Below are 21,091 nucleotides of genomic sequence, written 5' to 3'. Positions count from 1 at the left end.
GCAAGGTGATCATGTCGAACGCCGTTTTGATCAACGGCTGGACACGCCCTACTACGGCCTCGGGCGGTCGGACGCCCGTTGCCCGTGGCCGATGGCGCGTCTGCGTCGGCCGTCTGGTTCGCCCGACTGGCGCCGGGTCAGCCCCGCGCCCCGGTTGTCGCCGCGCGCCGAGCGTTCGCGCTGCGCGGCCGGCAGATTCCATGCCGGCGCGCCCTACGCCTCCGGCCACCGGAAGCGTTGTGGATCAGCGGACGTGTCGAAGCCGTGTGGATGAGACCAGGCGGGAAGCGCAGTCCGGTGCAGTCAGGCAGGCGAGCGCGTCGGTGGCCGCATAGTTCGACGGGATAGTCGCCGACTTGGCCAGCCGAACGTCCGCGCAGAGGTGAGTCGCGAGGTCGACATCGGACGTCTGTCGCGCCGGCGTCACGAATGGTTCCCACGTGACGCCTACCGCCTTCGGTGCGGGCGAGGTGAGACCAGGTACGTTGGCTGGCCATTCCCACGCAGCTGTTCACGTGACCGGCTCGTCCGCGACCGTTGGGTGTCTCGGCGGTGTCGCTGGTCGCGCTGGTGGTTTCGCCGTTGTGGTACGGCGCTCCATCGGCGGGCGCATGTTCAGGGTGGTCAGGGTGGTGCGGAACTCAGGTCGGCACAGGGTGGGCGCCGGCCGGGCACCCGCCACCGACTGCCCGCGAACTACCACAAGCTGCACGGGGTCCGGCAGTTCCACGGCTGCTACAGCGTCGGCGACGACAACTCTGGGGCGTCGCCCGGCTCCGTAAGAGCGCCGCGAACACCCTCGCCGCGCTCAAGTCGATCCGCGCCGCGCGCCCGGACGGGGCGTCGATCTACGTCATCCTGGACAACCTGTCCGCGCACAAAGCACCAGGATCCGCAGGTGGGCGGCCCGGAACAAGGTCGAACTCTGCTTCACCCCGACCTATGCCTGCTGGGCCAACCCGATCGAGGCTCAGTTCGGGCCGCTGCATACCTTCGTGATCGCCGGCCCAACCACCCGGTGCTGACCTGGAAACTGCAGGCCTACCTGCGCTGGCGCAACGCCAACGCCCGCCACCCCGACGTCCTGACCGCCCACGTCGTGAACGCGCCCACATTCGCAGCGAACGACAACGACGCTGGGGCCAACCCGCCACCCATGCAGTCTGACCCGGCACCGTGAACGTTCGTGGTCAGGGCACTTGCGGCGTTGCTGATGCCGGCCACCGCTTGATCTTCGTGTTCTTGCCAGGAACCGGAGGATCATCAGCGGCGGCCGTCCTCACGTCGAGCCCGAAACGCCGGCATCTACAAGGGACTACCAGGAACCACCAGCGGCCGAAGTTAGATGAAAAGCTGCACGTGCTGTTCGTAATGGAGGTCGCAAGCCGCCGGGTGCACGTTCTCGGTGCCACGGCGCATCCGACTGCGGCCTGGACCACCCGGCAAGCCCGCAACCTGGTGATGGATCTCGGCGACCGAGTCACGTCGTTCCGGTTCCTGATCCGCGATCGGGACGCGAAGTTCACCCGATGCTTCGACGTTGTGTTCGCCGCCGACGGCGTTGACTGGTGAAGATCCCTCCCCAAGCCCCTCGGGGGAACTGTAACGCAGAACGGTTTATCCGCAGCGTCCGGCATGGGTGCACCGACCGACTCCTGATCTACAACGAACGTCACGCCGACGCCGTGCTCGACGGGATACGCCGCGCACTTCAACAAGCATCGTCCACCCCAGAGCCTCGCCCAGGACCCACCGAACCACGACCGGGCCGTGGTCATCCCGATCAACGCGCCGATACGGCGCCGCCGAGTCCTCAGCGGCGTCATCACGAGTACCAGCGGGCGGCATAATCGGATCAACGAAACCCGAGTTCACGGACCCTGCACCGAGTTTGGCACGGTACAGGGCCTCATCCACGTGAACACGTCTTCAGCACGCGTATACCACGGACGACGACCGCGAGATGCGGCACGCTGGCCGGGCAAAGGGGCGGCCTCGGCCTGTCACTCGAGCAGAGGTATCCATGCGGCGGCGACGGTTCCGTCGCGTCGCGCCTCGGTGAGCCGTTGAGCCGGAAGCGGCTTGGGGTGCCCTGCCCGCTGCCGGGGACCAACTCCGTAGACGGCGGCGACGGCGCCCAGCGCCCTCGCGGCGGTCGTCCAAGTGGACGGTATCTCGTTGACGCCGTAGGCGAATACGTGACCGGTCGGGTCATGCAACCCGAGACCCGTAGCGTGCAGATCCACACCCCAGGTGGTCACCCTCGCCGGATGTGTCGCCGATGTCCAGCGCGGCAGGCCCAACAAGATCGCCGCCTCCACCTGCGCCTCGCACCGTGAGCCCGTGAGGGTTTCCGTCCACGCGGCGCTGGCTGGCTCGAACCAGGCGACGGCGACCACCACCGGTCCGTCGGCGTGAGAAGGCTCCCCTGGCTGCGGGATGGGAAAGGGAGCATCCCACCGCTTCTCCTGGCTCGTCACCCACAAGTGCAGCCGTTCACCGCCGCGCCCTTTCGCATCATCGGCGACGGCAAGCACCCATGCATCGCTGACCTTGTCTCGCGCGCCTGACCGATCCGGGTGATTTACCGGTGGAGTCGGCTCCGTAGCACCTGCGCTTTCCACAGCCGGTAATCCATCCGATACCTCTCGCGATGTTGCTGATGTCCACGGGCGTGCGTTCACCGCTTGAGTGGACCTGGGTACGGCCGCGGGTGCGGGCCTGAACGCGTCGACTCCATTCGGCAGGAGCGTGATCGGCACGAGCTGGCCTGTCCTGTACATCTGGTACCGAGCACACGTCAGCCAACCCTCCGCACTGTCGCAGTAGTAGTTGCGCCAGACGCTCAAGCTCGCGTTGAGCAGCGGGAAGAGCGGACAGCCCTGAGCGTGTGAGCAGCCCATGTCACTCCGATCTGGCCAGCGTCACCCAGGGTGAATGGGTGGGATGGCATGAGAGTTGGAGGGGCAGATTTCGGTCAGCCAGCATACATACCGTATGGACGAGTAGCGATCGAGAGGTGTTCATGTCGAACGCCGCTTTGATCAACGGCAGGCACGTCGACCGCTTCGTCGACACCCTCGAGGCCCTCCCAGCGGCGACCGCCGCGCCCGCACCGCTGCCGCGCTCGCACGAGCAGCCCGGTCGGCCCCTTGCGGCCAGGCTGCGGTGACTCGATTGCTTCGTCGGACAGCCCCGTCCACCGGCCTGGCTGCCCGTCAGGACGGTGCAGTCCCCGACAGACCGCGAGCAGCACCGGGGCTTCGATCCCTACGCAGCCGGTGGTCGCAGCCTCGGCCAGGCGAACGGACGAACTCCTGCCACTCGTCGAGCTAACAGGTCGCCTGTCTAGGTCGGACCCGCTACTGCCCGGGCTGATCGGACAAAATCCTGCAGTCGTTGCCCGCAGCCGCGAGTAGAGCGTCCGCGGTGTCGAGCCGGCCCACCGCGCGGTGGGTGGCGGCGAGGGCTTTCCACTGGAGCGGGTCAACGGTCAGCACCGCGGCGGCCGGATGGTTGACCAGGAGGTCGAGCCGGTCGGTGTCGACGACTGATCGGGCTGCCTCGGCCAGGCACATCACGGGTAGCCCGAAGAGGGCTTTCTCGCTGGCCACCGTGGCGATCGCTTCGCCCACGGCGGTCGAGCCCTCGGTGAACGCGAGGATGGCGGAGGTGTCGAGGATGAGCCGGATCGGAAGGTCATTCAAGGCGGGGCCGCGCTGGTCCGGGCGGGCGGGTGGGGTAGATGAACGGTGGCGGGGTCGGCGCTGGCCTGGGGCGCGCCACATGGGGTAGGTAGGGCTGCCGTCGGGGAGAGTGAACGGTTCGAGGGGAACGTAGCCGTGCCGTGAGTACAGGTCCTGATCGACGAGGGTTGTCACCTCCGTGTAGATGGGCATCGGCGCCTGGCCCATTCGAGCGTTGCTGGTGGCGAGCAAGGTGCTGGCGCGCCTGACCCAGTACGGCTTTTCTTGGCCGCTCTGGCTGCTCGGATCGAGGTGCTGCCTCCTAGCGGCCGCGATGAGGTCGTGGATGCCGTGCTGCCGAGGAGCTACTAATCATCGCCGGTGGCCTGCGGGTGGCTGACCCCAGCACCGGAAGGGTCGTGGTGCCGGGCTGTTGTGCCGGATCGGAGGACTGGCGGGATTGGGCGCAGGCACTCAATGGCGGCTCGCCGTGGCTGGGTCACGACCCGGGCCCTGAGATAGAGGCGGTTGGTGAGGACCTGCGGGTGTGGCAGGACGGCGGCCCGGACCGTCATGATGGCCGCTGGGCCGGGCTTCATATCGACCTCCCGCGTCAAGCGCTGCCGCAGTTGCTGATGGGCGTGCAGCGTGACCTGGTCGGCGTCCTGGACGCCTTGGCTGGATGGGCTGATCGGGCCGACCTGGGCCGGCAAGGGATCGCCTTGGCGAGGGCGATCGACTACAGCTTCACGATCACTGCATTGTGGGACTTGCCGGAGGGTTAGCGGATCGTCCGCGGGTCGGTTTCGGCTTGCGGCAGTGGCGACACCGGCACATGTCGGCATTCGCTTCTGCCGCTGGTCGGGTGCCAATGACCGCAGCGACGCGCGATCACGCTAGAACACGATCCAATCCACCTGCAGCCTGCTGGCTCTATGTCGCTGAGCAGCGGCGCCCTGCGCCGTAGAGAGATGTGCAACGCGGACAGCCAGTTGCTTCGCGAACCACCCGTCCCGTTACCTTTTTGATCGTCCCCAGCCGGGGACCCTCGGTCGCTCGGCCCGGTATGACTTCCTGCCCCTGTCTCTCGGATGATCCGGGGGTGTTTTCGCCGGGTCGAGTGGCGTCGGCGGACCGCTGATAGGGACACGGCCACCCGTGTTGGGGTAGGTCTCTTCGTAACGTGGCTGCCGGCAGTCCGACGCCTGACCAGCGGCCGAGGCCACGAACGATGCGTGGAGGCGGGTCTGGTGAACGGCGGGTACGGCGTCTTCCTCGGGTTGGACGTCGGCAAGGAAGGCCATCACGCGGTCGGGTTGGCCCGGACGGCCGACGGCTGCACCACGCGCCGTTGCCGAACACCCCCCGGCGACGCGCCGCCCTTGCTGTCGGCACGGGGGGCAGTAACCGCGCCCAGGGGCACACAACCGCGCCTGACCCGACGCGGCAGTCAAGTGACGTTGGAGTACTAAGTGCGTCGGAATCCGGACGTCGCGGGGCCAGCGGGCCCGCCGACCCCACGACGTCCGGATTGCCGTGGCTTAGCTAGGCGAGGTCAGCAGGTGCGGGAGTTGTAGGCGGCCCAATAAGGGCCGCCGCCCTGAGGCGGGTAGAACCTGAAGTTGCCGTCGGGCGAACGCTGCAAGACGAATTCGTGCGAGCTGTACGGGCTCCTGGAACCCGTTGCCCCGCGGTACACCACATACAGCCACCCGTTCTGGTTGTCGTGCTGCACCAGCCTGTCGCCAGCCTTCGTCCAGCTGTTCCGGCCTGCCGAGCCGTCCGCGACGAGGCTCTTGTCGCGCTGGAAATTCCTCGTCGCGGCATCGGTCTGGTCGCCGAAGACGCCGTCGATCCCGGACGAGGGCAGGTAACCATTTGCCCAGAGAATGGTTTGCCACAGACAGGCGACGTTCGAGTTGCGGTGCGTAGTGACGTTGACGACGCCCTCGTCATCGAAGTCGTCAGACACCGCGCCGCTGCCGTAGACGTACGCCCTGCCGGTGTAGGAGCCGCTGGCCGCAGCCGGCGTGGCGATGGCGACGTTGATGCCCATGGCCAACGCGGCGCCGACGACGGGGACAGCAGCCTTATTCAGCATGCGACGGATGGAGTGGAGCGAGGACATGCATCTCCTTTGGTTGAGGGTCAATCTGGGGCCAAGGGTGGTGGCCCAGCGGGTGGGCCGGGTTGGTGATCGAGATGACGCTCGCGATCCCCTGGATGGCCTTGACGCAGTCGGCGGACCTGCTGTCACGACCATCGCTGCGAACGCCACTGCGACAGCCGTCAGTAGCGCACCAGTCCTGGACTTCGGTGAATCTGATGCTCTTGAAGCAGGGTGTGGACAATCGGTCCCGTTTGGCTACGCGCCGTCGTTGGGCAGCCAGGGCGTGGGAGGTGCTCTCGGACGGGCGTGGAGGACGGGTGAAACGGTACGGTGGGGCCCGTACAACCGCCGCACAACTGGCGTATAGATCATCTACTCGCCCGCGGCATCCGGGTGTTGTGCGCCTGGTGACAGATGGCAGCGCCCACATGTGAGGTGCCTGGTTGCGTTTCGAACTACTTGGCCCGTTCCGGGTGTACCACGAAGGCCAGCCGGTGCCGCTGGGCTCGGTGAAGCAGCGTCTCCTGTTGGCCACCCTGCTGCTGCGCCCGAACGAGGTTGTCGGCACCAACGAGTTGACTGCGATGCTGTGGGGCGACGAAGAGCCGGCGTCGGCGGCTGCGAACCTACGCACCTATGTGCGCGGGTTGCGGCGGTCGCTGGGCGGCGGGGCGCCCTGGGATGGGATAACCGCTGCGGCCGGCGGCTACCTGCTGCGGGTGGGCCCAGGCGAACGGGACCTGGACCTGTTCGACGCTGCGGCGGCGCGGGGCCGCGAAGCGCTCGCCGCTTCGAATGTGGACCGGGCCCAGGCCGAGCTTTCCGCCGCGGTGGGCCTGTGGCGGGGGGCTGCGCTGTCCGACCTGCCCCTGCGCCCGGCGCTAGCTCGGCGGGTGGCGCAGTTGGAGGAGCGCCGGTTGCTCGTCGAGGAGGACTACGCCGAGGCGGTGCTGGCGCTCGGCGCTTCGGCCGACGTGGTGCACCGGTTGCGCGGCCTGCTTGACCGGCATCCGCTGCGGCAGCGGGCGTGGGGCCAGCTGATGGTGGGCCTGTACCGCATCGGAGACGCGGCAGGCGCACTGGAGGCCTTCCGCCAGGCTCGGCAGGTGCTGGCGGAGGAGACCGGCCTCGATCCCGCGCCGGAACTCATCAAGTTGTACGACGACATCCTGCATCACCGCCCGGAACTGGCAGGGCAACCGCCAACGGGGGCGGACGGGCCGGCGTCGCGCACGGGGCCGGGGCCGCTCATCCAGCGCCCCGAGCAGTTGCCACGTGCGGTGCCCGAGTTCGTCGGCCGCAACGCCGAGCTGGCGAGCCTCGACGCGCTCCTGCACGACGGGGCGCAGGGACCGACGAGCGTGGTCATCTCGGCGGTGTCAGGCATGGCTGGCGTCGGCAAGACCGCCCTGGCGTTGCACTGGGCGCACCGGGTCGCCGACCGCTTCCCAGACGGGCACCTCTATGTGAACCTTCGTGGGTACGACGAAGCCGGCGTGGTGTCCCCGCCAGACGCCCTGTCCGGCTTCCTCGAAGCGCTCGGCGTACCCCACGCCCGGATACCCTCCGGCATGGAAGCCCGGACTGGTCTCTACCGCAGCCTGCTGGCCTCGCGTCGGATGCTCCTGGTACTCGATAACGCTCGCGACTCCGCCCAGGTTCGGGCCCTGCTGCCCGGAGCCGGCGGCTGCATGGTCGTGGTGACCAGCCGCGACCGGCTCGACGGCCTGATCGCCGCCGAGTGCGCCACGCCGTTGACACTGGGCGTGCTCACAGCCGAGGAGTCGATGAGCCTGCTCGCCAGGCGGCTCGGGGCCAGCCGGCTCGCCTCCGAGCCGACCGCGGTGGCCGACATCATCGAGGCCGCTGGCCAGCTCCCGTTGGCACTGTCGATAGTGGCGGCGCGCGTCGCCACCCATCCCACGTTTCCGCTCGGTGCCATCGCGGCAGAACTGCACTCAGCCGAGGCGAGGCTGGACGCGTTGGCCGACGGTGACGCCCGGCGCGTCTTCTCCTGGTCGTACCTGGCCCTAGGGCAGGACGCAGCCCGGCTGTTCACCCTGCTGGGGCTGCATCCGGGCCCGGACCTGACCGCCGCCGCGGCCGCGGCGCTCACCGGCGCGTCGACCGCGGCCGTCACGGCGCGACTGCGGGAGTTGACCCGGCTCCACCTGCTGGCCGAGCACATGCCCGGCCGGTACGCCTTCCACGATCTTCTGCGCGCCTATGCGGCCGAGCTCGCGGAGTCCTCGGAGCGCGTCGACGAACGCGTAGCAGCCCGACATCGCCTGTACGACCACTACCTGCACGCCGCCTATCCGGCCGCCCTACTGCTCCAGCCGCAGTGGCCCCCGATCGAGCCGGTGCCCCCGCTGCCCGTGCCCGACAGGCGGCCGGCGACCGATCACGACGGCGCGCTCGCCTGGTTCACAGCCGAGCACCGGGTGCTGATCCGGGTGGTCCGACAGGCCGCCGAGAACGGCTTCGAAGTGCACGCCTGGCAGATCGCCTGGGCGTTGAACACGTTCGTGGCACCGCGCGGCCTGTGGCAGGACCAGCTCGCCATCCAACGGGTCGCGCTGGCCGCCGCAGAGAAGATCGACGACCTCGCCGGTCAGGCCGCCGCCAACCGGCTGCTCTCCCGCGCACTGACCCGACTCGGCGACCACGCCGCGGCCGAGTACCGGCTGAAGCGCGCGCTCGAGCTACACGAACGTCTCGGCGACCCGACTGGTCAGGCCCAGACGCTGCACAACTACTGCGAACTCTGCTATCTGGACGGCCGGCTCGACGAGGCGCTCGCACACGGTCGTGAGGCGCTGCGGCTCTACCGGCTGACCGGTAACCGCTCGGGGGAAGCGCGGACGTTGAACGCGATCGGTTGGCTGCTGGCCACCACCGGCGACTACGTCCACGCCATCGAGAGTTGCACCGAAGCACTCGCCCACCAGAGACGCAGCGGCGACCGCAACGGCCAGGCCGCGACGCTGGACAGCCTCGGCTTCGCCTACGACCGCCTCGGCCAACGCGACCGCGCGGCCGACTGCTACGAGCAGGCGATCCAACTCTTTCGTGCCTCCGCCGACCGGTATCACGAGGCGGAGACCCTCATCCGGCTCGGGGACACCCGGGAAGAGATGGGCGACAAAACCGCTGCAGCTGCCGCCTGGCGCCGGGCGGTGCGGATCTACGAGGACGTGGGCGACCCCGCAGCCCACGAAGCCCGCCGCCGCCTCGAACGCCTCGTTTCGTCCTAGTTCTACCGGGTCTGCGTCGCAGCTCGCACCCTCGAACGCCCCGGCTAAGATCGCCACGGCGGTCGACGGACGTTGAGAGCGGCCCGAATCGGGCCGCTCACTCAAATCATGCGTCGCAGCGTGGTTTTCACGGCATCGATCAACGGATCACCTTCGGTCAGTGGGTGCCGTGCGAGACCGAGCTCGACGTCCGGCAGGGTGGGCAGGGCGTCCGCGTCGTGGCAGGCCATGACCGGTTCGAGGTTCGCGGGCATGAGCGCTGCGACGCCGAGCCCGGCCCGTACCGCGGCAAGCACACCGACCAGGCTGTTGCTTTCGAACGCCACCCGCCAGCGTCGATCGGTCCCTTCCAGCGATTCCAGAACTGATGTACGCCAGGAGCACGGGTTCGAGAACAGCACCACCGGCAGCGGATCGGCAGCCACGTCCACCCCCTGACCGATCGCCCAGACCAGCGGGCGGCGTATCGTCCAGCGCGGCGGCCCGGGAACGTCCGGCACCGCGTCGAGCACGATCTGGACGCGCCCCGCGTCGTAGGCCTCCCGCTTCGCCGCGCTGGAAATGCTGAGCACCTCCAGCGTCGCACCGGGGTGCAGCCGGGCGAGGTCGGCGAGAGCCTGCGGAAGTTGGGACGCGGCGAGGTCTTCGAGCAACCCGACGACGCAGTGTCCGGTGAGCACACGTCCGGTTTCGGTGAGTGCCTGTGCGGGGCAGTTGCCTCGTTGTAGGACTGCTGGTGGCGTAGGCAGCCGTGGAGGATGCCGACGAGTCGGTTGGCCAGGGCGCGGAGCGCCTGGTGGTGGGTGCTTCCGCGAGTGCGGTGCGCGTCGTAGTAGGTTCGGGCGCCTGGTGAGGTTTTGAGGGCGGCGAACGCCTGCAGATGGAGGGCGTCGTCCTTGGGGCCGGACCTGGTACATGAACCGAAGTGGGACGGTTGTCCAGAGACTTCGAGGTGTCTCAGGGGCGAGACGTCGCCGCGCGGTCAACCTGACCATGCCGACCCACACGGCTTGATTGAGACCACGGTGATTTGCTACCAGCCGCTTTATGACATCGATGCGGTGCCCGCTTCTAGCCGATGAGCGGAAGTCGTCAGATTGTTCTGAGCCGCTTGCCGCGATCGATGCATGCTCGCACCATGGCAGCTCGGGCGAGGCCCTAGCATTGCCCGCATGATCGAGGACTTCGCGGATCGGCTCCTGCGCGACATGGCCGGCCTCGACCCCTGCACAGCGGTCGTCGACGCTGGCGAGCAGGATGTCGATGGGCTAACCGACTACAGCCCGGAGGGCCACCAAGCCCGCGCCGACCTCGCAGCCCGCGCCCTGCGCGAGCTAGAGATTTTGGGTGACGCACTACCGGCCGCGACCCCGCTGCACGCCCACCTCGTCGAACGGCTGCACACGCGTGTCGCCTTCCATGAGGCCGGGGAGGATCTGCGCGAACTGCACGCGGCGGCCACCGGTCCGCTCCAGCTCATCCGCCAGGCCGTCGAGGCCGCGGTTCCCAGCCGCGGCACCGAGGGCGCGGCCTTCGAGGAGGGCTGGGCTCGGGTCGGCGCACGCATGGCCGCGATCCCCGCGGCCCTGGACGGGTATGTCCGCAGCCTCTTGCTCGCCGCGGAGCGCGGCATGTGCCGGCGCGGCGTCAGGTGGAGCTCGTCACGCAGCGCTGCCGCAACTGGATCGACGACGATGTCGCCCTAGTGGATCGCTACGGCGACGGGCGCCAGCGGGCGTCGTTGCAGGCCGCAGCGACGGGCGCGCGAGAGGCGTACCAGAAACTCGCCGAGATGGTGACTGCGGACCTAGCACCGCAGGCCGTTGAGGAGGAAGCGTTCGGCCAGCAGCGGTACGCACTCTGGGTGCGCACCTTCCTCGCGGCCCAGCCTGACCTGCGCGAGCTGTACGACTGGGGCTGGGACGAGTTCCGAGCGATAGAGGCAGAGCTGATCGCGGAAGCGAAGGCCCTAGACGGGAGCGTGCCAGAGGTGCTCGCCTGGCTCGCCAGCCCTGACGCGCCCGGCACGCTGCACAGCAGGGAGGCGTTCGCCGCCTTCGGGCAGCAAAGAGGCAGCAAGAGCGACGCGAACCGAAAAGCCGAGCCATCGTCGGACGGCGTCGCCCCTACACTCAGCCACGTCCCGTAACAGCGAACCACGGCCGTTGATAAGCCATACCCGGCTCCCCCCGACGGGGTCGTCGCCTTTCCTGGTCAGATTGAACACGTTGCCGGCGCCGAGGCGGACGCGGTGAGTTCGGCGAGGAACGCCTCTATCGCCGGGCGCAGCGGTCCCGTGCCCCGGCTCCGGGTCACCGCGAAGATCCGCCGCTCGGTCACCGGATCGGTGAGCGGCTCGACGTGCACGGTTGGCGGCACCTCGCGCAGCGCCATCTCCGGCACGAGGGCCGCGCCGAGACCCGCGCTGACGAGGTCGAGCGTCAGCGCGAAGTCGATCGCCCGGTGGCGGATGTCCGGCTCGAATCCGGCCAGCCGGCAGGCGTGCAGTGTGGAGCGCAGGCACGGGGTGCCCTCGGCGCTGGCCACCCATCGTGCGTCGCGCAGGTCGCCGAGCCGGCCCGACCGGCTGCCCCACCCGGCCGGCGTGATCAGATGCATCGGGTCGTTGGCGATTGGGTGTCGGTCCAGGTCAGGTGGGAGCGGCGTCGGGACGTGGTCGTACTCCTGAAGCACGATCACATCGAGCGTGCCCGAGCGCAGGTCGAGCCGGCTCTGCTGGTCCTCCGCCTCGAAGACGCGCACGTCCAGGTCCGGATGCCGGGCGATCGCCCGTGCGGCGGCCGGCGCGACCAGGGCGCCGGCCGCCGAGGGGAAGGCGCCCACTCGTACGGCGCCGCTGACGTCGCGCCGCAGCGCGGCGAGTCCCGCCCTGGCTTGCTCGACCGCGCTGATGATCTGCTTTGCATGGTCGGCGAGCACGTAGCCGGCCGGGGTGAGCACGACCCCTCGGCCGGAACGTTCGACCAGCTCGCAGCCAGCCTCGCGGGCGAGCTGACCGAGCTGCTGGGAGACCGCGGACGGGGTGACGTGCAGGGCCGCCGCGGCAGCGGTGATCCCGCCGCGAAGGGCCACCTCGTACAGCACGCGGAGCCGTCGTACGTCGAGATCCATGAAGTGAGGCTACAGGAAGGCTTAAGAACCATGAACTTGTGCTAACAGGTGGTGGCCCGCACAGTTGATCTCATGAGAATGTCGCACCGGCTCCAGGCGGTCCTGGTCGCCGCCATCTGGGGCGTGAACTTCGTGGTCGTCGACGTCGGCCTGCGGGACCTGCCGCCGCTGGTTCTGACCGCGCTGCGGTTCGTCGTCGTCGCCGTACCACTGGTGTTCCTCGTGCCCCGGCCGACCGCCCGCTTGCGTTACATCGTCGCCTACGGCCTGATCCTCGGGGTGCTGAAGTTCGGGATGCTGTTCAGCGCGATGGCTCTGGGCATGGGCGCCGGCCTCGCCTCCCTGGTGCTTCAGGCGCAGGCCCTGGCGTCGGTGGTGCTCGCCGCGCTACTGCTGCGGGAGCGCCCCGCCACGCGGCAGATCGCCGGCGTGCTGGTCGGCTCGGCTGGCATCGGCGTGCTCGCGGTCTCCGGCGGTGGGCACACCACCGCAATCGGCTTCGCGTTCACGCTCTTCGCCGCCGCGAGCTGGGCCGTCGCGAACATCGTGGTACGAGCCAGCGGCGAAACCCGGCCGATCTCCCTGCTCGTCTGGTCCAGTCTGATGCCACCGCTGCCGCTGTTCGGCCTGGCGGCCGTCGTCGACGGCCCGCAGGTGGTGCTCGACTCGCTGCTGGGCCTCTCCTGGCGCGCCCTGGCCGCGGTCGGGTACGTCGCCTACGTCTCGACCCTGGTCGGGTTCGGCCTCTGGAATCATCTCATCGGCCGCTACTCGGTCGCCCGGGTCGCGCCGTTCAGCCTGCTCGTGCCCGTCTTCGGGCTCACCGCGTCGTGGCTGTTCCTGCGCGAGCGGATGACCGGCGGCGAGGTGCTGGCCGCCCTGATCGTGCTGATCGGGCTCGCGCTCGTGGTCGGCGGCGTCCGCCCGGCGAATGGGCTGGCCGACCGGGCGCGATCGGCCAGCCCACCCGGCTACCTGAACAGTCGAAGCGACCTGCCCGACCGGGCGGGACGCGCTAGCTGATCAGGGACGCGCTAGGTGTCGGGGTGCCGTTTCCGCTGGTGGCGGGGCAGCGGCTCGCGGTTCCGCCTCAACGCCTGACTACTCGGGTTGGATGACCAACTGGGCGAACGCAACGCGCGACCGGCGCGCGGACGAGCAACCCCTTCTCTGCACGCAACAGCTCGACGCATAGCGTCGCGGTCCTGTCTAGTCCCACCACATGCTTGACGAATCCGTCCCAACACATGCTTGACTTTTCAGCTAGGTTTCGGTCCCAACCTCTTGGGCGGCGGGTCTCCGCGACGTGCTGTTGCACTCGTGGGGGTGGGTCGCCGATGGCTGCGTCAGGAGGGTGAGGCGGTGGGGGTCGCTGCCGGGTCGTAGTCGGCGTCGGAGCGGAAGTAGACGACGCCGCTGGCCGGATCCAGCCAGTACGAGGCCGACACGAACGCGCCCTCCTCACCCTCGCGCCAATCCAGGTCCGCGACGGTACGCCAGTCTGGTGCGGACGGTAGCCAGGACGACAGCCGGGGGTTCGGCGCGCGATCGCCGGGAAGTATCTGGGCGTCGGGCATCTTCAGTACGGTCAGCCTGGCGACGTCGGCTGGCGCCACCCGGGCCACGCCCTCCCGCAGCAGGATCAAATCGCCGAGGCTGAAGTCGCAGCGGCCACTGGCGGTCCACTCCAGCCAGTGGACATCTAGGACCCGGCCCAGCGGTTGTAGCTCCCGCTCGATCGGTGCGGTTCGGTCGTGCACTGACCCGTCAATCGTCACCTCCGGGTCCGGGCAACTCAACCCCGGGGTCATGCAGCCGCTTTGAGGTGCCGACATCGCGACCAAGGCCACGACGGCCACCACCCGGCGTTTCACGGCAGGATCCGGAGGAACAGTGTGAGCGGCCAGGGGTTAACCACTTGGCGATGCTACACGTGATCAAAAGCCGAATATCGATCATGTCAAGCATGTGGTCGGACGCCAGTGTCAAGCACGTCCCGTGACGGGACACGCTGCGTCGCAGGGTGGTTGCCGAATTGCCCTATACAGAATCAAGGCGGCCCGCAAGCGGGCCGCGCCGGCCAGACTTTGGCCTGCTGGCGACCTACGGCCGGCATCGGCCGGGCCGGCCAGCCACGCTAACGGGACACAATGCCTTGAAGACCTCGGGACCCCGCCCCTAAGCCCCGACCCTCCTCACAGATGCCGCCGCGGGTCGCCTCGCCGGGCACCACGAGGGCTATCCGGCGTCAGCTCGGCTTCCGACACACAGCATATCTTGCCTTCCACTATATTAGGTGGATGAGTTCTCGGGCGATGACGGAACCAGCCTTCTTCATCCTCACCGCGCTGCTCGACGCTCCGCGCCACGGCTACGGGATCGTCGCGGAGGTGGCGGAACTGTCGCGGGGCCGCGTGCAGCTGAAGATCGGCTCCTTGTACGGGGTCTTGGACCGACTCGTCGGTGATGGCCTGGTCGAACTGGACCGCGAGGAGGCGTGGCAAGGACGGTTACGCCGGTACTACCGGTTGACCGAGCGGGGCCGCCATGCCCTCGGCGCCGAGGCTCAACGCCTGGCCGCCAACGCGCGCCTCGCCTCGACCCGGTTGCGCAAGCGGCGGAACCCGATCGCGGGGACACCGTCGTGAGCCGGCTGGAGGAGCGCTACCGGTTCGTTCTGCGGCTACTGCCCGCGCCTACCGGCAGGAATGGGAAGACGACATGGTCGCCGCCTTCCTGGACAGCATGGACACCGGCGACTCCGAGACCACCGCGTATGTCACGGACTACGGCCGGCCGAGCCTGTCGGAGGTCACCAGCATCGTGTCTCTCGCCGTTCGGTTGCGTCTCGGCGGGGCTGACGCGCCACCCCGCTCGTACGCCTGGGGGCAGGCCGTGCGACTGGCGACCCTGATGGCGATGCTGGCCCACGCCGTCATGGTCACCGCCAGTATCGCCGTCACACTGTGGCTCTACGGGAAGATCGCCTGGTTGCCGGCTCCTGCACCCGAATGGGCACTCACCCCGTCGGGGAGCATCTGGCACACCGCCTGGGACCTGGCCGGCTACGCCTGGTTACCGGCCTACATCGCGCTTGTCCTCGGACACCGGCGCGTAGCCCAGGCAGTCGCCCTGCTCGCCGTCGTGCCTCCGGTCATCACCACCGCCGTGCGACAAGCCGGTGATGTACCGCCGTCCGTGTCGCCCTGGGCCATGCTGCTCATCGACGTCGTCTTGCTACTCGCCATGGCGGCCTTTCACCACGGCGCCCCACCGGTGCCGCGCCGCCCCTGGCTCCTCGCGCTGCCGGTCGGCATCCTCCTCGTCCCCGTGCCGCTGTTCACCATCCAGGCGACCACACCGGCGCTGAGGCTGCTGGACTGGCCTGGCCTGTCCTGCGCGGCGGTTACTGCTGTCATGGTGATACACCTGGTCGGTCGAGTAACCAAGCGTTCATCTCGCACGCTGCCATGGTCACTGGCGCTCACCCTGCTCGCGGTAGCCGCGCTCGCCCTGCGAACCGCAACCCTGCTCGATTACAGCGGCCAGGCACAGCACGCAACCCTCGCCACGATCGCTTCCGTGCAGGCAATCGCCGTCCTGGCGGTGGGCGTACCGGTCGCCGTACTAGCCATCCGGGCGCTGCGTCGACTTCCATCGATCCCCAACGTCGGCCCAAGACCCACCACACCGACGTAGGAACTCGCCCAACCTCGGCACCACCGGCCCGAGACGCGAGCCCCATCGGCCGCGCAGACCACAACGGAACGTACTGTCATGCCGCTGACAAAGCGCGCCGGTCGGCGCGGGCAACTCACTCGGATCACCGATACGGGCCCGACCGCCGCTAGCCGCAGTCACAAACGCGGGCCGGCGGCGGGATCGATCCCGCCTCCGTACCGGAGTCATGCATGCACAGCCCGCCAAAACTGCACAAGAATCGATGCGAACGGCCGCTCACCCGGTTTGGCCGGAGCCTCCACGCGCCAGGCCAGTCGGGTATGCCACCGCCTGCCCTCGGGAAGGCGATAGACATCAGCCAGACCGCCGTAAGTGAGCTCATCCACACTCAGGATTCCTGATGGGAAGTCCATCACGATGACGTCGCTGCGGTCCCAGCCGCTCGGGTCAAACTTCGCCGGTCCGTCCCGGGTCTCCAATCGCATCTGAGCCCCCAGCACGACCTCCTCGTCGATGTTCTCCAGATACACGTTGCCCGGCGTCGTCCCGATCCAATGGCCCACGGTGTGTGGCGACGGCGGTTTCGCACCGCCATGACACGCATCATCGACGAGCCCGACCAGTCGGTAGTCGATGCTGACGTGAAGTTCCGCAAAATCAGTCAGCACTGCCACTGGGAACCTCCCATTCACTGGCGGTCAGGCTAGCCGAAACAACGGATGGCACCTTCAGCACCGCGGCGAGCGGGTCTGGCGGCATCCGGATTTGCCGCCGAGCGGGCGCGCCGGAATGCAGGAACTCCCGTCACTCGCCGTAGATGTCCGGCGCAGGCGTCGGATCGATCCCGTGCACGCACGTGCCGATGTGCGTGTGGAGGGCTTGAGGGGTCGCAACGGCGATGAGTTTCGTTATGGTGTCCAGTCTGTATTCCCGTGCACCCGATCTCCCGACTCTCGGGGAGAGCGTCATGACCGCTACGTACAGGAGGCAACCGTGAAGCTTCTTCTCACGTCCGCGGGCGTCACGAACCCGAGCATCCGCGATGCGCTGGTCGACCTGCTGGGCAAGCCGATCGCCGACTCCAGTGCCCTCTGCATCCCTACGGCGCTGTACGGCCACCCCATGTGCGGGCCAGCCTCGGCCTGGCGCTTCATCACCGGTCAGACGCCGCTACCCATGTGCGACCTGGGCTGGAAGTCGCTGGGCGTCCTCGAGCTGACAGCGCTGCCCAGCATCGGCGAGGAGCGGTGGGTCCCCTGGGTCCGGGAGGCTGACGTCATGCTCGTGGCCGGCGGCGATGCGACGTACCTGTGCCACTGGATGCGGCAGTCCGGGCTGGCGGACCTCGTGCCGTCGCTGCGGGACACCGTCTGGGTGGGGTTGAGTGCTGGGAGCATGGTGCTGACCCCCTGCATCGGTGCGGACTTCGTCGAGTGGCAGTCCGCGCCCGACGACCGCACACTGGGGGTCGTCGACTTCTCGATCTTCCCGCACCTAGGTCTCGAGCCGGACAACACCATGGCTGGCGCCGAGAGATGGGCGGCCGAAATCGCGGGTCCGGCGTACGCAATCGACGACCAGACGGCCATCAAGGTGACCGACGACGGCACCGTCGAGGTCGTCTCCGAGGGGCACTGGAAGCGGTTCCCCTCGTAGCCGCGGCCAACGGTGATCGGCGTGGCGAAGCACCCGCTCATGCCGCGAGTCGCGCGGCCAGCCGACCGTACAGGACGTGCGACAGTGCCGATGATCGGATGTCGATTGGGTGCCGCCACGCGGGTGCGGTTCCGACGAAGGCAGAAACTGTCCCAAGCGCATGCGCCAGGTGGCGTCTGGCCCAGATACCTGCCCCGCCGCCGGGGCTGACTGGCGGGCGCAGCGTCGTCAAGCCATTGCGGGGAGGATGACCCGCTCCAGCACCGTGAGCGGGGTTCGCCACTGGTCGGGGTCGTCGTAGTTGCCGGCGGTGATGGCCACGGTGAGGTCTAGGTCGGGCAGGACGAACAGGCGCTGGCCGCCGTTGCCCATGCCGGCCACCAGCCGATGGCCATCGATGGACTCGATGTACCACTGGTAGCCGTACTGCGCGCCCCAGCCGGTCTGCAGGCGTGGCTGGAGCATCGTGCGGATCCAGTCGGCGGGGACGATCCGCTGACCGTCCCAGGCTCCCTCGGCCAGCACCAGCTCGCCGAGCCTGGCCAGTCCGCGGGGCGCGAGTCGCAGCCCGGACGCGGCGGAGGCCACTCCGTCCGCGCCGGTCATCCACTCGAAGTTGCCGATGCCCAGCGGCGCGAACAGCACGGCCTGCCCGTACTGCGGCAGCGACTGCCCGGTGCCGTCGGCGATCAGTCGGCCGAGTAGAGCCGTGGCACCGCCGCAGTACGTCCATCGGGTGCCGGGCGGCTCGAGGATCGGCCGCCCCAGGATGTACCGGTACCGGTCCGGCGCCAACTCCATCGCGATCTCGGCGTTGGCCGGGCTGTTGTACGGGAGATCTTCGTGCCATTCCACCCCCAATGACATCGTCAGCGCGTGCTCAACGGTGAGCCGAGCACGCTGGGGGTCGACCGCCAGGTCGGGGTACTGCGGAAACCGCCGCAGGAGCGGCTCCGCCGGCGGCGGGACCAGCCCTTCGCCGAGCGCGATGCCGTACAACAGCACCGTTACGCTCTTGGTGACTGACCGGATGTCGTGCAGCGTTTCGGGCCCAAACTCGACGACGCCTAGCGGGTCGCCCCAGGCGAAGTCCTCGCCAGCCCTGTAGTACTCCAGCAAGGTTTGACCACCGCGAACCGCCGCGACGGCATGCAGACCGCCGACCTGGCCAGCGCGAAGTATCTTGTCGAGGCGGTCACGCAACTGCGTCGTCATGGGCACTCCGAGAGGGCGATGGCGGCCAGCGGAACAGCACGCTCGTTATACCGGAGTTTCCGCATTGGAGCGGCCCGAGCGGGAGAGCCAGCCCCGGCCGCCGCAGCCTCCCACCGCAGCCATGATTCGGTTGCGAGAGGCGGCCGCCTTCGGCCCAGAGCCTCGACGTCAACGTCCAGGACTATGCCGCGCTCACCTTGCATACCACACTCTCGATGAGGTCGCTGTCGACGTTGCGCGGGTTGGGTGCCGAGCACGAGCAACACGATCCCTCCACGTCCAGCGCGAGCGACATCAGGCGACCCAGCACCTCCGCCCGATCGAAGGTCAGCGGACGACCAGACCGGGCACCACTGATTCTGAGTCGACCAGCTCAGATTTGACGCGATCAAACTGTTGCAACGCGACATGACGAGGTGGGTTCGGCCCGGCGATGAGCACGGACCGGTCGGGTCACCGGTCCACGTCAGTGGTTGAGGTAGGCGAGGACTGCGCGGACCCGTCGGTTGGCGTCCTCGGCCGGTGGCAGGTCGAGCTTGGCGAAGATGTTGGTGATGTGCTTCTCCACCGACACCGGCGCAAGGACGAGCGCCGCGCAGATGGCCGCGTTCGACAGGCCCTGCGCCATGAGTCCGAGCACCTCCCGTTCCCGGGCGGTGAGCCCGTCGACCCCGTGGTTGCGACTGTTACGCGTGAACAGTTGCCGTACCACCTCCGGGTCCAGGGCGGTGCCACCGCTGGCGACCCGCTCCACCGCGTCGAGGAAGTCGTCGAGGGCGGTCACGCGGTCCTTGAGCAGGTAACCGACACCACCCCGGCCGTCGGCGAGCAGTTCCACGGCGTAGGCCCGTTCGACGTACTGGGAGACGATGAGCACCCTGGTGCCCGGGTCGGAGGCACGCAGCGTCAGCGCGGCGCGCAGCCCTTCGTCGCGGAAGCCGGGCGGGAGGCGAACGTCGACGATGGACAGATCGGGTCGGTGCTCGGCGACGGCCGCCAGCAGGGCGGGTGCGGTGTCGACGGCGGCGACGACGGCGTGGCCGGTGTCGGTCAGCAGCCGCACCATTCCGTCCCGAAGCAGCAGCAAGTCCTCGGCGATCACGATGCGCATCAGTGGGGCAGCTCCGCGGACAGGACGGTGGGACCGCCGGATGGACTGGTGATGGTGAGCCTGCCATCGAGTGCCTCGACACGGCGGCGCAGCCCGTCGAGCCCGGAGCCGGACGGGTCGGCACCGCCCTGCCCGTCGTCGGTGAGGGTGACGGTGACCGTGCCGGCGGTCCGGGTGAGGGTGACGACGCAGGTCCGAGCCTCGGCGTGCTTGCCCGCATTGGCCAGACCCTCGGCGATGACGAAGTAGGCCGCCGACTCGACCGCCGCCGGGTAACGGTCGTCTGGATCGCCCCGGACCTCGACGGCGAGCGGACTGTCGCCGGCCAGCGCGGCGACAGCGGCATGCAGTCCCCGATCGGTGAGGATCGGCGGATGAATGCCGCGGACCAGCCGACGCAGCTCGGCGAGGGCGTCGTCGAGCTGCCGGCGGGCAAGGTCGACGTCGGACGCGGCAGCCGCACCGGTCCGCAGCTTGCGGGCGGCCAGTGCCAGCGTCATACCGGCGGCAACGATCCGGGCCTGGGCGCCGTCGTGCAGGTCCCGCTCGATCCGACGCAGCTCCGCCGCCTGGGCATCGACCACCCGACGGCGGGTCTGTGCGAGGCGGGCAGCTTCCTCGACCAGATGCCGATGCGCGCCGGGAGCCAGAAGTGCCCGGGCCATCCGGGCCTGGGCCAGTCCAACGGTTCGCAGGAACCACGCGACGACCGGCAACAGCAGCACGCCGAGGACGGTCAGGCCGAATCGGCCCGGAACGGTCGTCATGAGCGGATGCATCGGAAACGGTGCGTGCGGGTTCGGCACCGCCCACGCCCACGCCGGCGCCACGACGGCGGCGAGATCGACGACGGTGACCACCACGGCTACGATCCCGCCTGCCAGGCCCAGCGGGAACAGCGCGACCAGCCAGGCCAGGTCCCGCCAGGTGGCCGGTTGCACCGCGACCGCGCTGATCCGCTGTCGGACGGTGCCGCCCTCGGTCGACAGGTACGGCGCGGCGATTGCGGTGCCGAGCACCCAACGAGCCCGGCGCCGCTCCAGGGCCGCGAGGCGCCGGGTCGCCCAGGCGGCACCAAGGAACGTCGGCCCGCCGAGCTGCGTGATCGCCAGCAGACCGACACCGAGGATGGACGCCAGGACCCAGGCGAGGCCGACAACACCGGCGACGAGGCTGCTGACCAGATACGCCAGCGCCGACGCCGTTGTGCGAATCATCGCGGCGATCGTACCTGCGGTGCGCT

Annotated in this window: 17 protein-coding genes and 4 pseudogenes; 10 read left to right on the top strand and 11 right to left on the bottom strand. The window is 68.9% G+C overall.

All coding sequences use genetic code 11. The features are described 5' to 3' along the window. Window positions 1-648 precede the first annotated feature (648 nt). Window positions 649-1,167, top strand: a pseudogene (locus ACIP9D_RS00175) (transposase); the annotation flags it as partial. 9 nt (window positions 1,168-1,176) lie between these two features. Continuing rightward, window positions 1,177-1,572, top strand: a complete 396-nt coding sequence (locus ACIP9D_RS00170; protein ID WP_350877280.1) for a hypothetical protein — start codon at window positions 1,177-1,179, stop codon at window positions 1,570-1,572. A 431-nt stretch (window positions 1,573-2,003) separates the two neighbouring features. Here ACIP9D_RS00170 and ACIP9D_RS00165 read toward each other — a convergent pair whose 3' ends face one another. Together ACIP9D_RS00165 and ACIP9D_RS00160 are read right to left on the bottom strand one after the other, a co-directional pair. Then, window positions 2,004-2,537: a hypothetical protein gene (locus tag ACIP9D_RS00165; RefSeq protein WP_350877282.1), complete on the bottom strand. Its 534-nt coding sequence runs from the start codon at window positions 2,535-2,537 to the stop codon at window positions 2,004-2,006. Window positions 2,538-3,362: 825 nt separating this feature from the next. Beyond that, on the bottom strand, window positions 3,363-3,899 hold the full coding sequence (locus tag ACIP9D_RS00160; protein ID WP_400449072.1) for a PIN domain-containing protein: 537 nt from the start codon (window positions 3,897-3,899) through the stop codon (window positions 3,363-3,365). 179 nt (window positions 3,900-4,078) lie between these two features. On the opposite strand from ACIP9D_RS00160, the gene ACIP9D_RS00155 reads away from it, so the two are divergent. After that, window positions 4,079-4,471 carry a hypothetical protein gene (locus ACIP9D_RS00155; RefSeq protein WP_350877286.1) on the top strand — a complete coding sequence of 131 codons (393 nt, stop codon included), beginning with the start codon at window positions 4,079-4,081 and terminating at the stop codon, window positions 4,469-4,471. 450 nt (window positions 4,472-4,921) lie between these two features. Continuing rightward, a pseudogene (locus ACIP9D_RS00150) lies at window positions 4,922-5,058 on the top strand (IS110 family transposase); the annotation flags it as partial. Window positions 5,059-5,241: 183 nt separating this feature from the next. On the opposite strand, the gene ACIP9D_RS00145 reads toward ACIP9D_RS00150, so the two are convergent. Next, window positions 5,242-5,814 carry a peptidoglycan-binding domain-containing protein gene (locus ACIP9D_RS00145; RefSeq protein WP_350877288.1) on the bottom strand — a complete coding sequence of 191 codons (573 nt, stop codon included), beginning with the start codon at window positions 5,812-5,814 and terminating at the stop codon, window positions 5,242-5,244. A 425-nt stretch (window positions 5,815-6,239) separates the two neighbouring features. Between ACIP9D_RS00145 and ACIP9D_RS00140 the strand changes: the two genes are divergently transcribed. Then, entirely contained in the window at window positions 6,240-9,053 is a 2,814-nt protein-coding gene (locus ACIP9D_RS00140; RefSeq protein ID WP_350877290.1) for a BTAD domain-containing putative transcriptional regulator, read from the top strand. A gap of 101 nt (window positions 9,054-9,154) precedes the next feature. On the opposite strand, the gene ACIP9D_RS00135 is transcribed toward ACIP9D_RS00140, so the two are convergent. Then, entirely contained in the window at window positions 9,155-9,733 is a 579-nt protein-coding gene (locus ACIP9D_RS00135; protein WP_350877292.1) for a LysR substrate-binding domain-containing protein, read from the bottom strand. Window positions 9,734-9,735: 2 nt separating this feature from the next. Beyond that, window positions 9,736-9,945, bottom strand: a pseudogene (locus ACIP9D_RS00130) (IS110 family transposase); the annotation flags it as partial. 235 nt (window positions 9,946-10,180) lie between these two features. On the opposite strand from ACIP9D_RS00130, the pseudogene ACIP9D_RS00125 reads away from it, so the two are divergent. Then, window positions 10,181-11,202, top strand: a pseudogene (locus ACIP9D_RS00125) (DUF885 family protein). A gap of 65 nt (window positions 11,203-11,267) precedes the next feature. On the opposite strand, the gene ACIP9D_RS00120 reads toward ACIP9D_RS00125, so the two are convergent. Beyond that, entirely contained in the window at window positions 11,268-12,185 is a 918-nt protein-coding gene (locus ACIP9D_RS00120) for a LysR family transcriptional regulator (protein ID WP_350877294.1), read from the bottom strand. A gap of 72 nt (window positions 12,186-12,257) precedes the next feature. On the opposite strand from ACIP9D_RS00120, the gene ACIP9D_RS00115 reads away from it, so the two are divergent. Then, complete coding sequence (locus tag ACIP9D_RS00115; RefSeq protein ID WP_350877296.1) at window positions 12,258-13,208, top strand: EamA family transporter; 951 nt, start codon at window positions 12,258-12,260, stop codon at window positions 13,206-13,208. A gap of 323 nt (window positions 13,209-13,531) precedes the next feature. Here ACIP9D_RS00115 and ACIP9D_RS00110 read toward each other — a convergent pair whose 3' ends face one another. After that, window positions 13,532-13,945: a hypothetical protein gene (locus tag ACIP9D_RS00110; RefSeq protein WP_350877298.1), complete on the bottom strand. Its 414-nt coding sequence runs from the start codon at window positions 13,943-13,945 to the stop codon at window positions 13,532-13,534. Between the two features lie 540 nt (window positions 13,946-14,485). Here ACIP9D_RS00110 and ACIP9D_RS00105 point away from each other — a divergent pair. Further along, window positions 14,486-14,833 carry a PadR family transcriptional regulator gene (locus tag ACIP9D_RS00105; RefSeq protein WP_350877300.1) on the top strand — a complete coding sequence of 116 codons (348 nt, stop codon included), beginning with the start codon at window positions 14,486-14,488 and terminating at the stop codon, window positions 14,831-14,833. A gap of 73 nt (window positions 14,834-14,906) precedes the next feature. Then, entirely contained in the window at window positions 14,907-15,884 is a 978-nt protein-coding gene (locus ACIP9D_RS00100; RefSeq protein ID WP_350877301.1) for a hypothetical protein, read from the top strand. A 206-nt stretch (window positions 15,885-16,090) separates the two neighbouring features. On the opposite strand, the gene ACIP9D_RS00095 is transcribed toward ACIP9D_RS00100, so the two are convergent. After that, window positions 16,091-16,540, bottom strand: a complete 450-nt coding sequence (locus ACIP9D_RS00095) for a hypothetical protein (RefSeq protein WP_350877303.1) — start codon at window positions 16,538-16,540, stop codon at window positions 16,091-16,093. A 319-nt stretch (window positions 16,541-16,859) separates the two neighbouring features. On the opposite strand from ACIP9D_RS00095, the gene ACIP9D_RS00090 reads away from it, so the two are divergent. Next, window positions 16,860-17,522, top strand: a complete 663-nt coding sequence (locus ACIP9D_RS00090; RefSeq protein ID WP_350877305.1) for a Type 1 glutamine amidotransferase-like domain-containing protein — start codon at window positions 16,860-16,862, stop codon at window positions 17,520-17,522. Window positions 17,523-17,750: 228 nt separating this feature from the next. Here the strand turns inward: ACIP9D_RS00090 and ACIP9D_RS00085 are convergent, their stop codons facing one another. From ACIP9D_RS00085 to ACIP9D_RS00075, 3 genes are all read right to left on the bottom strand, one after another. Further along, the gene (locus tag ACIP9D_RS00085) at window positions 17,751-18,737 is read right to left on the bottom strand and encodes a serine hydrolase (RefSeq protein ID WP_350877307.1); all 987 of its coding nucleotides are present in this window, start codon (window positions 18,735-18,737) and stop codon (window positions 17,751-17,753) included. Between the two features lie 466 nt (window positions 18,738-19,203). Next, window positions 19,204-19,848, bottom strand: a complete 645-nt coding sequence (locus tag ACIP9D_RS00080) for a response regulator transcription factor (protein ID WP_350877309.1) — start codon at window positions 19,846-19,848, stop codon at window positions 19,204-19,206. After that, window positions 19,848-21,065 carry a sensor histidine kinase gene (locus ACIP9D_RS00075; protein ID WP_350877311.1) on the bottom strand — a complete coding sequence of 406 codons (1,218 nt, stop codon included), beginning with the start codon at window positions 21,063-21,065 and terminating at the stop codon, window positions 19,848-19,850. Before ACIP9D_RS00075 ends, ACIP9D_RS00080 begins: the two co-directional genes overlap by 1 nt. Window positions 21,066-21,091 lie beyond the last annotated feature (26 nt).

It is taken from the genome of Micromonospora sp. NPDC093243, assembly GCF_044753725.1.
GTDB lineage: Bacteria > Actinomycetota > Actinomycetes > Mycobacteriales > Micromonosporaceae > Micromonospora.
Note: the sequence above shows the minus strand (reverse complement) of the source record. Positions and strands in the feature narration are given on the sequence as shown.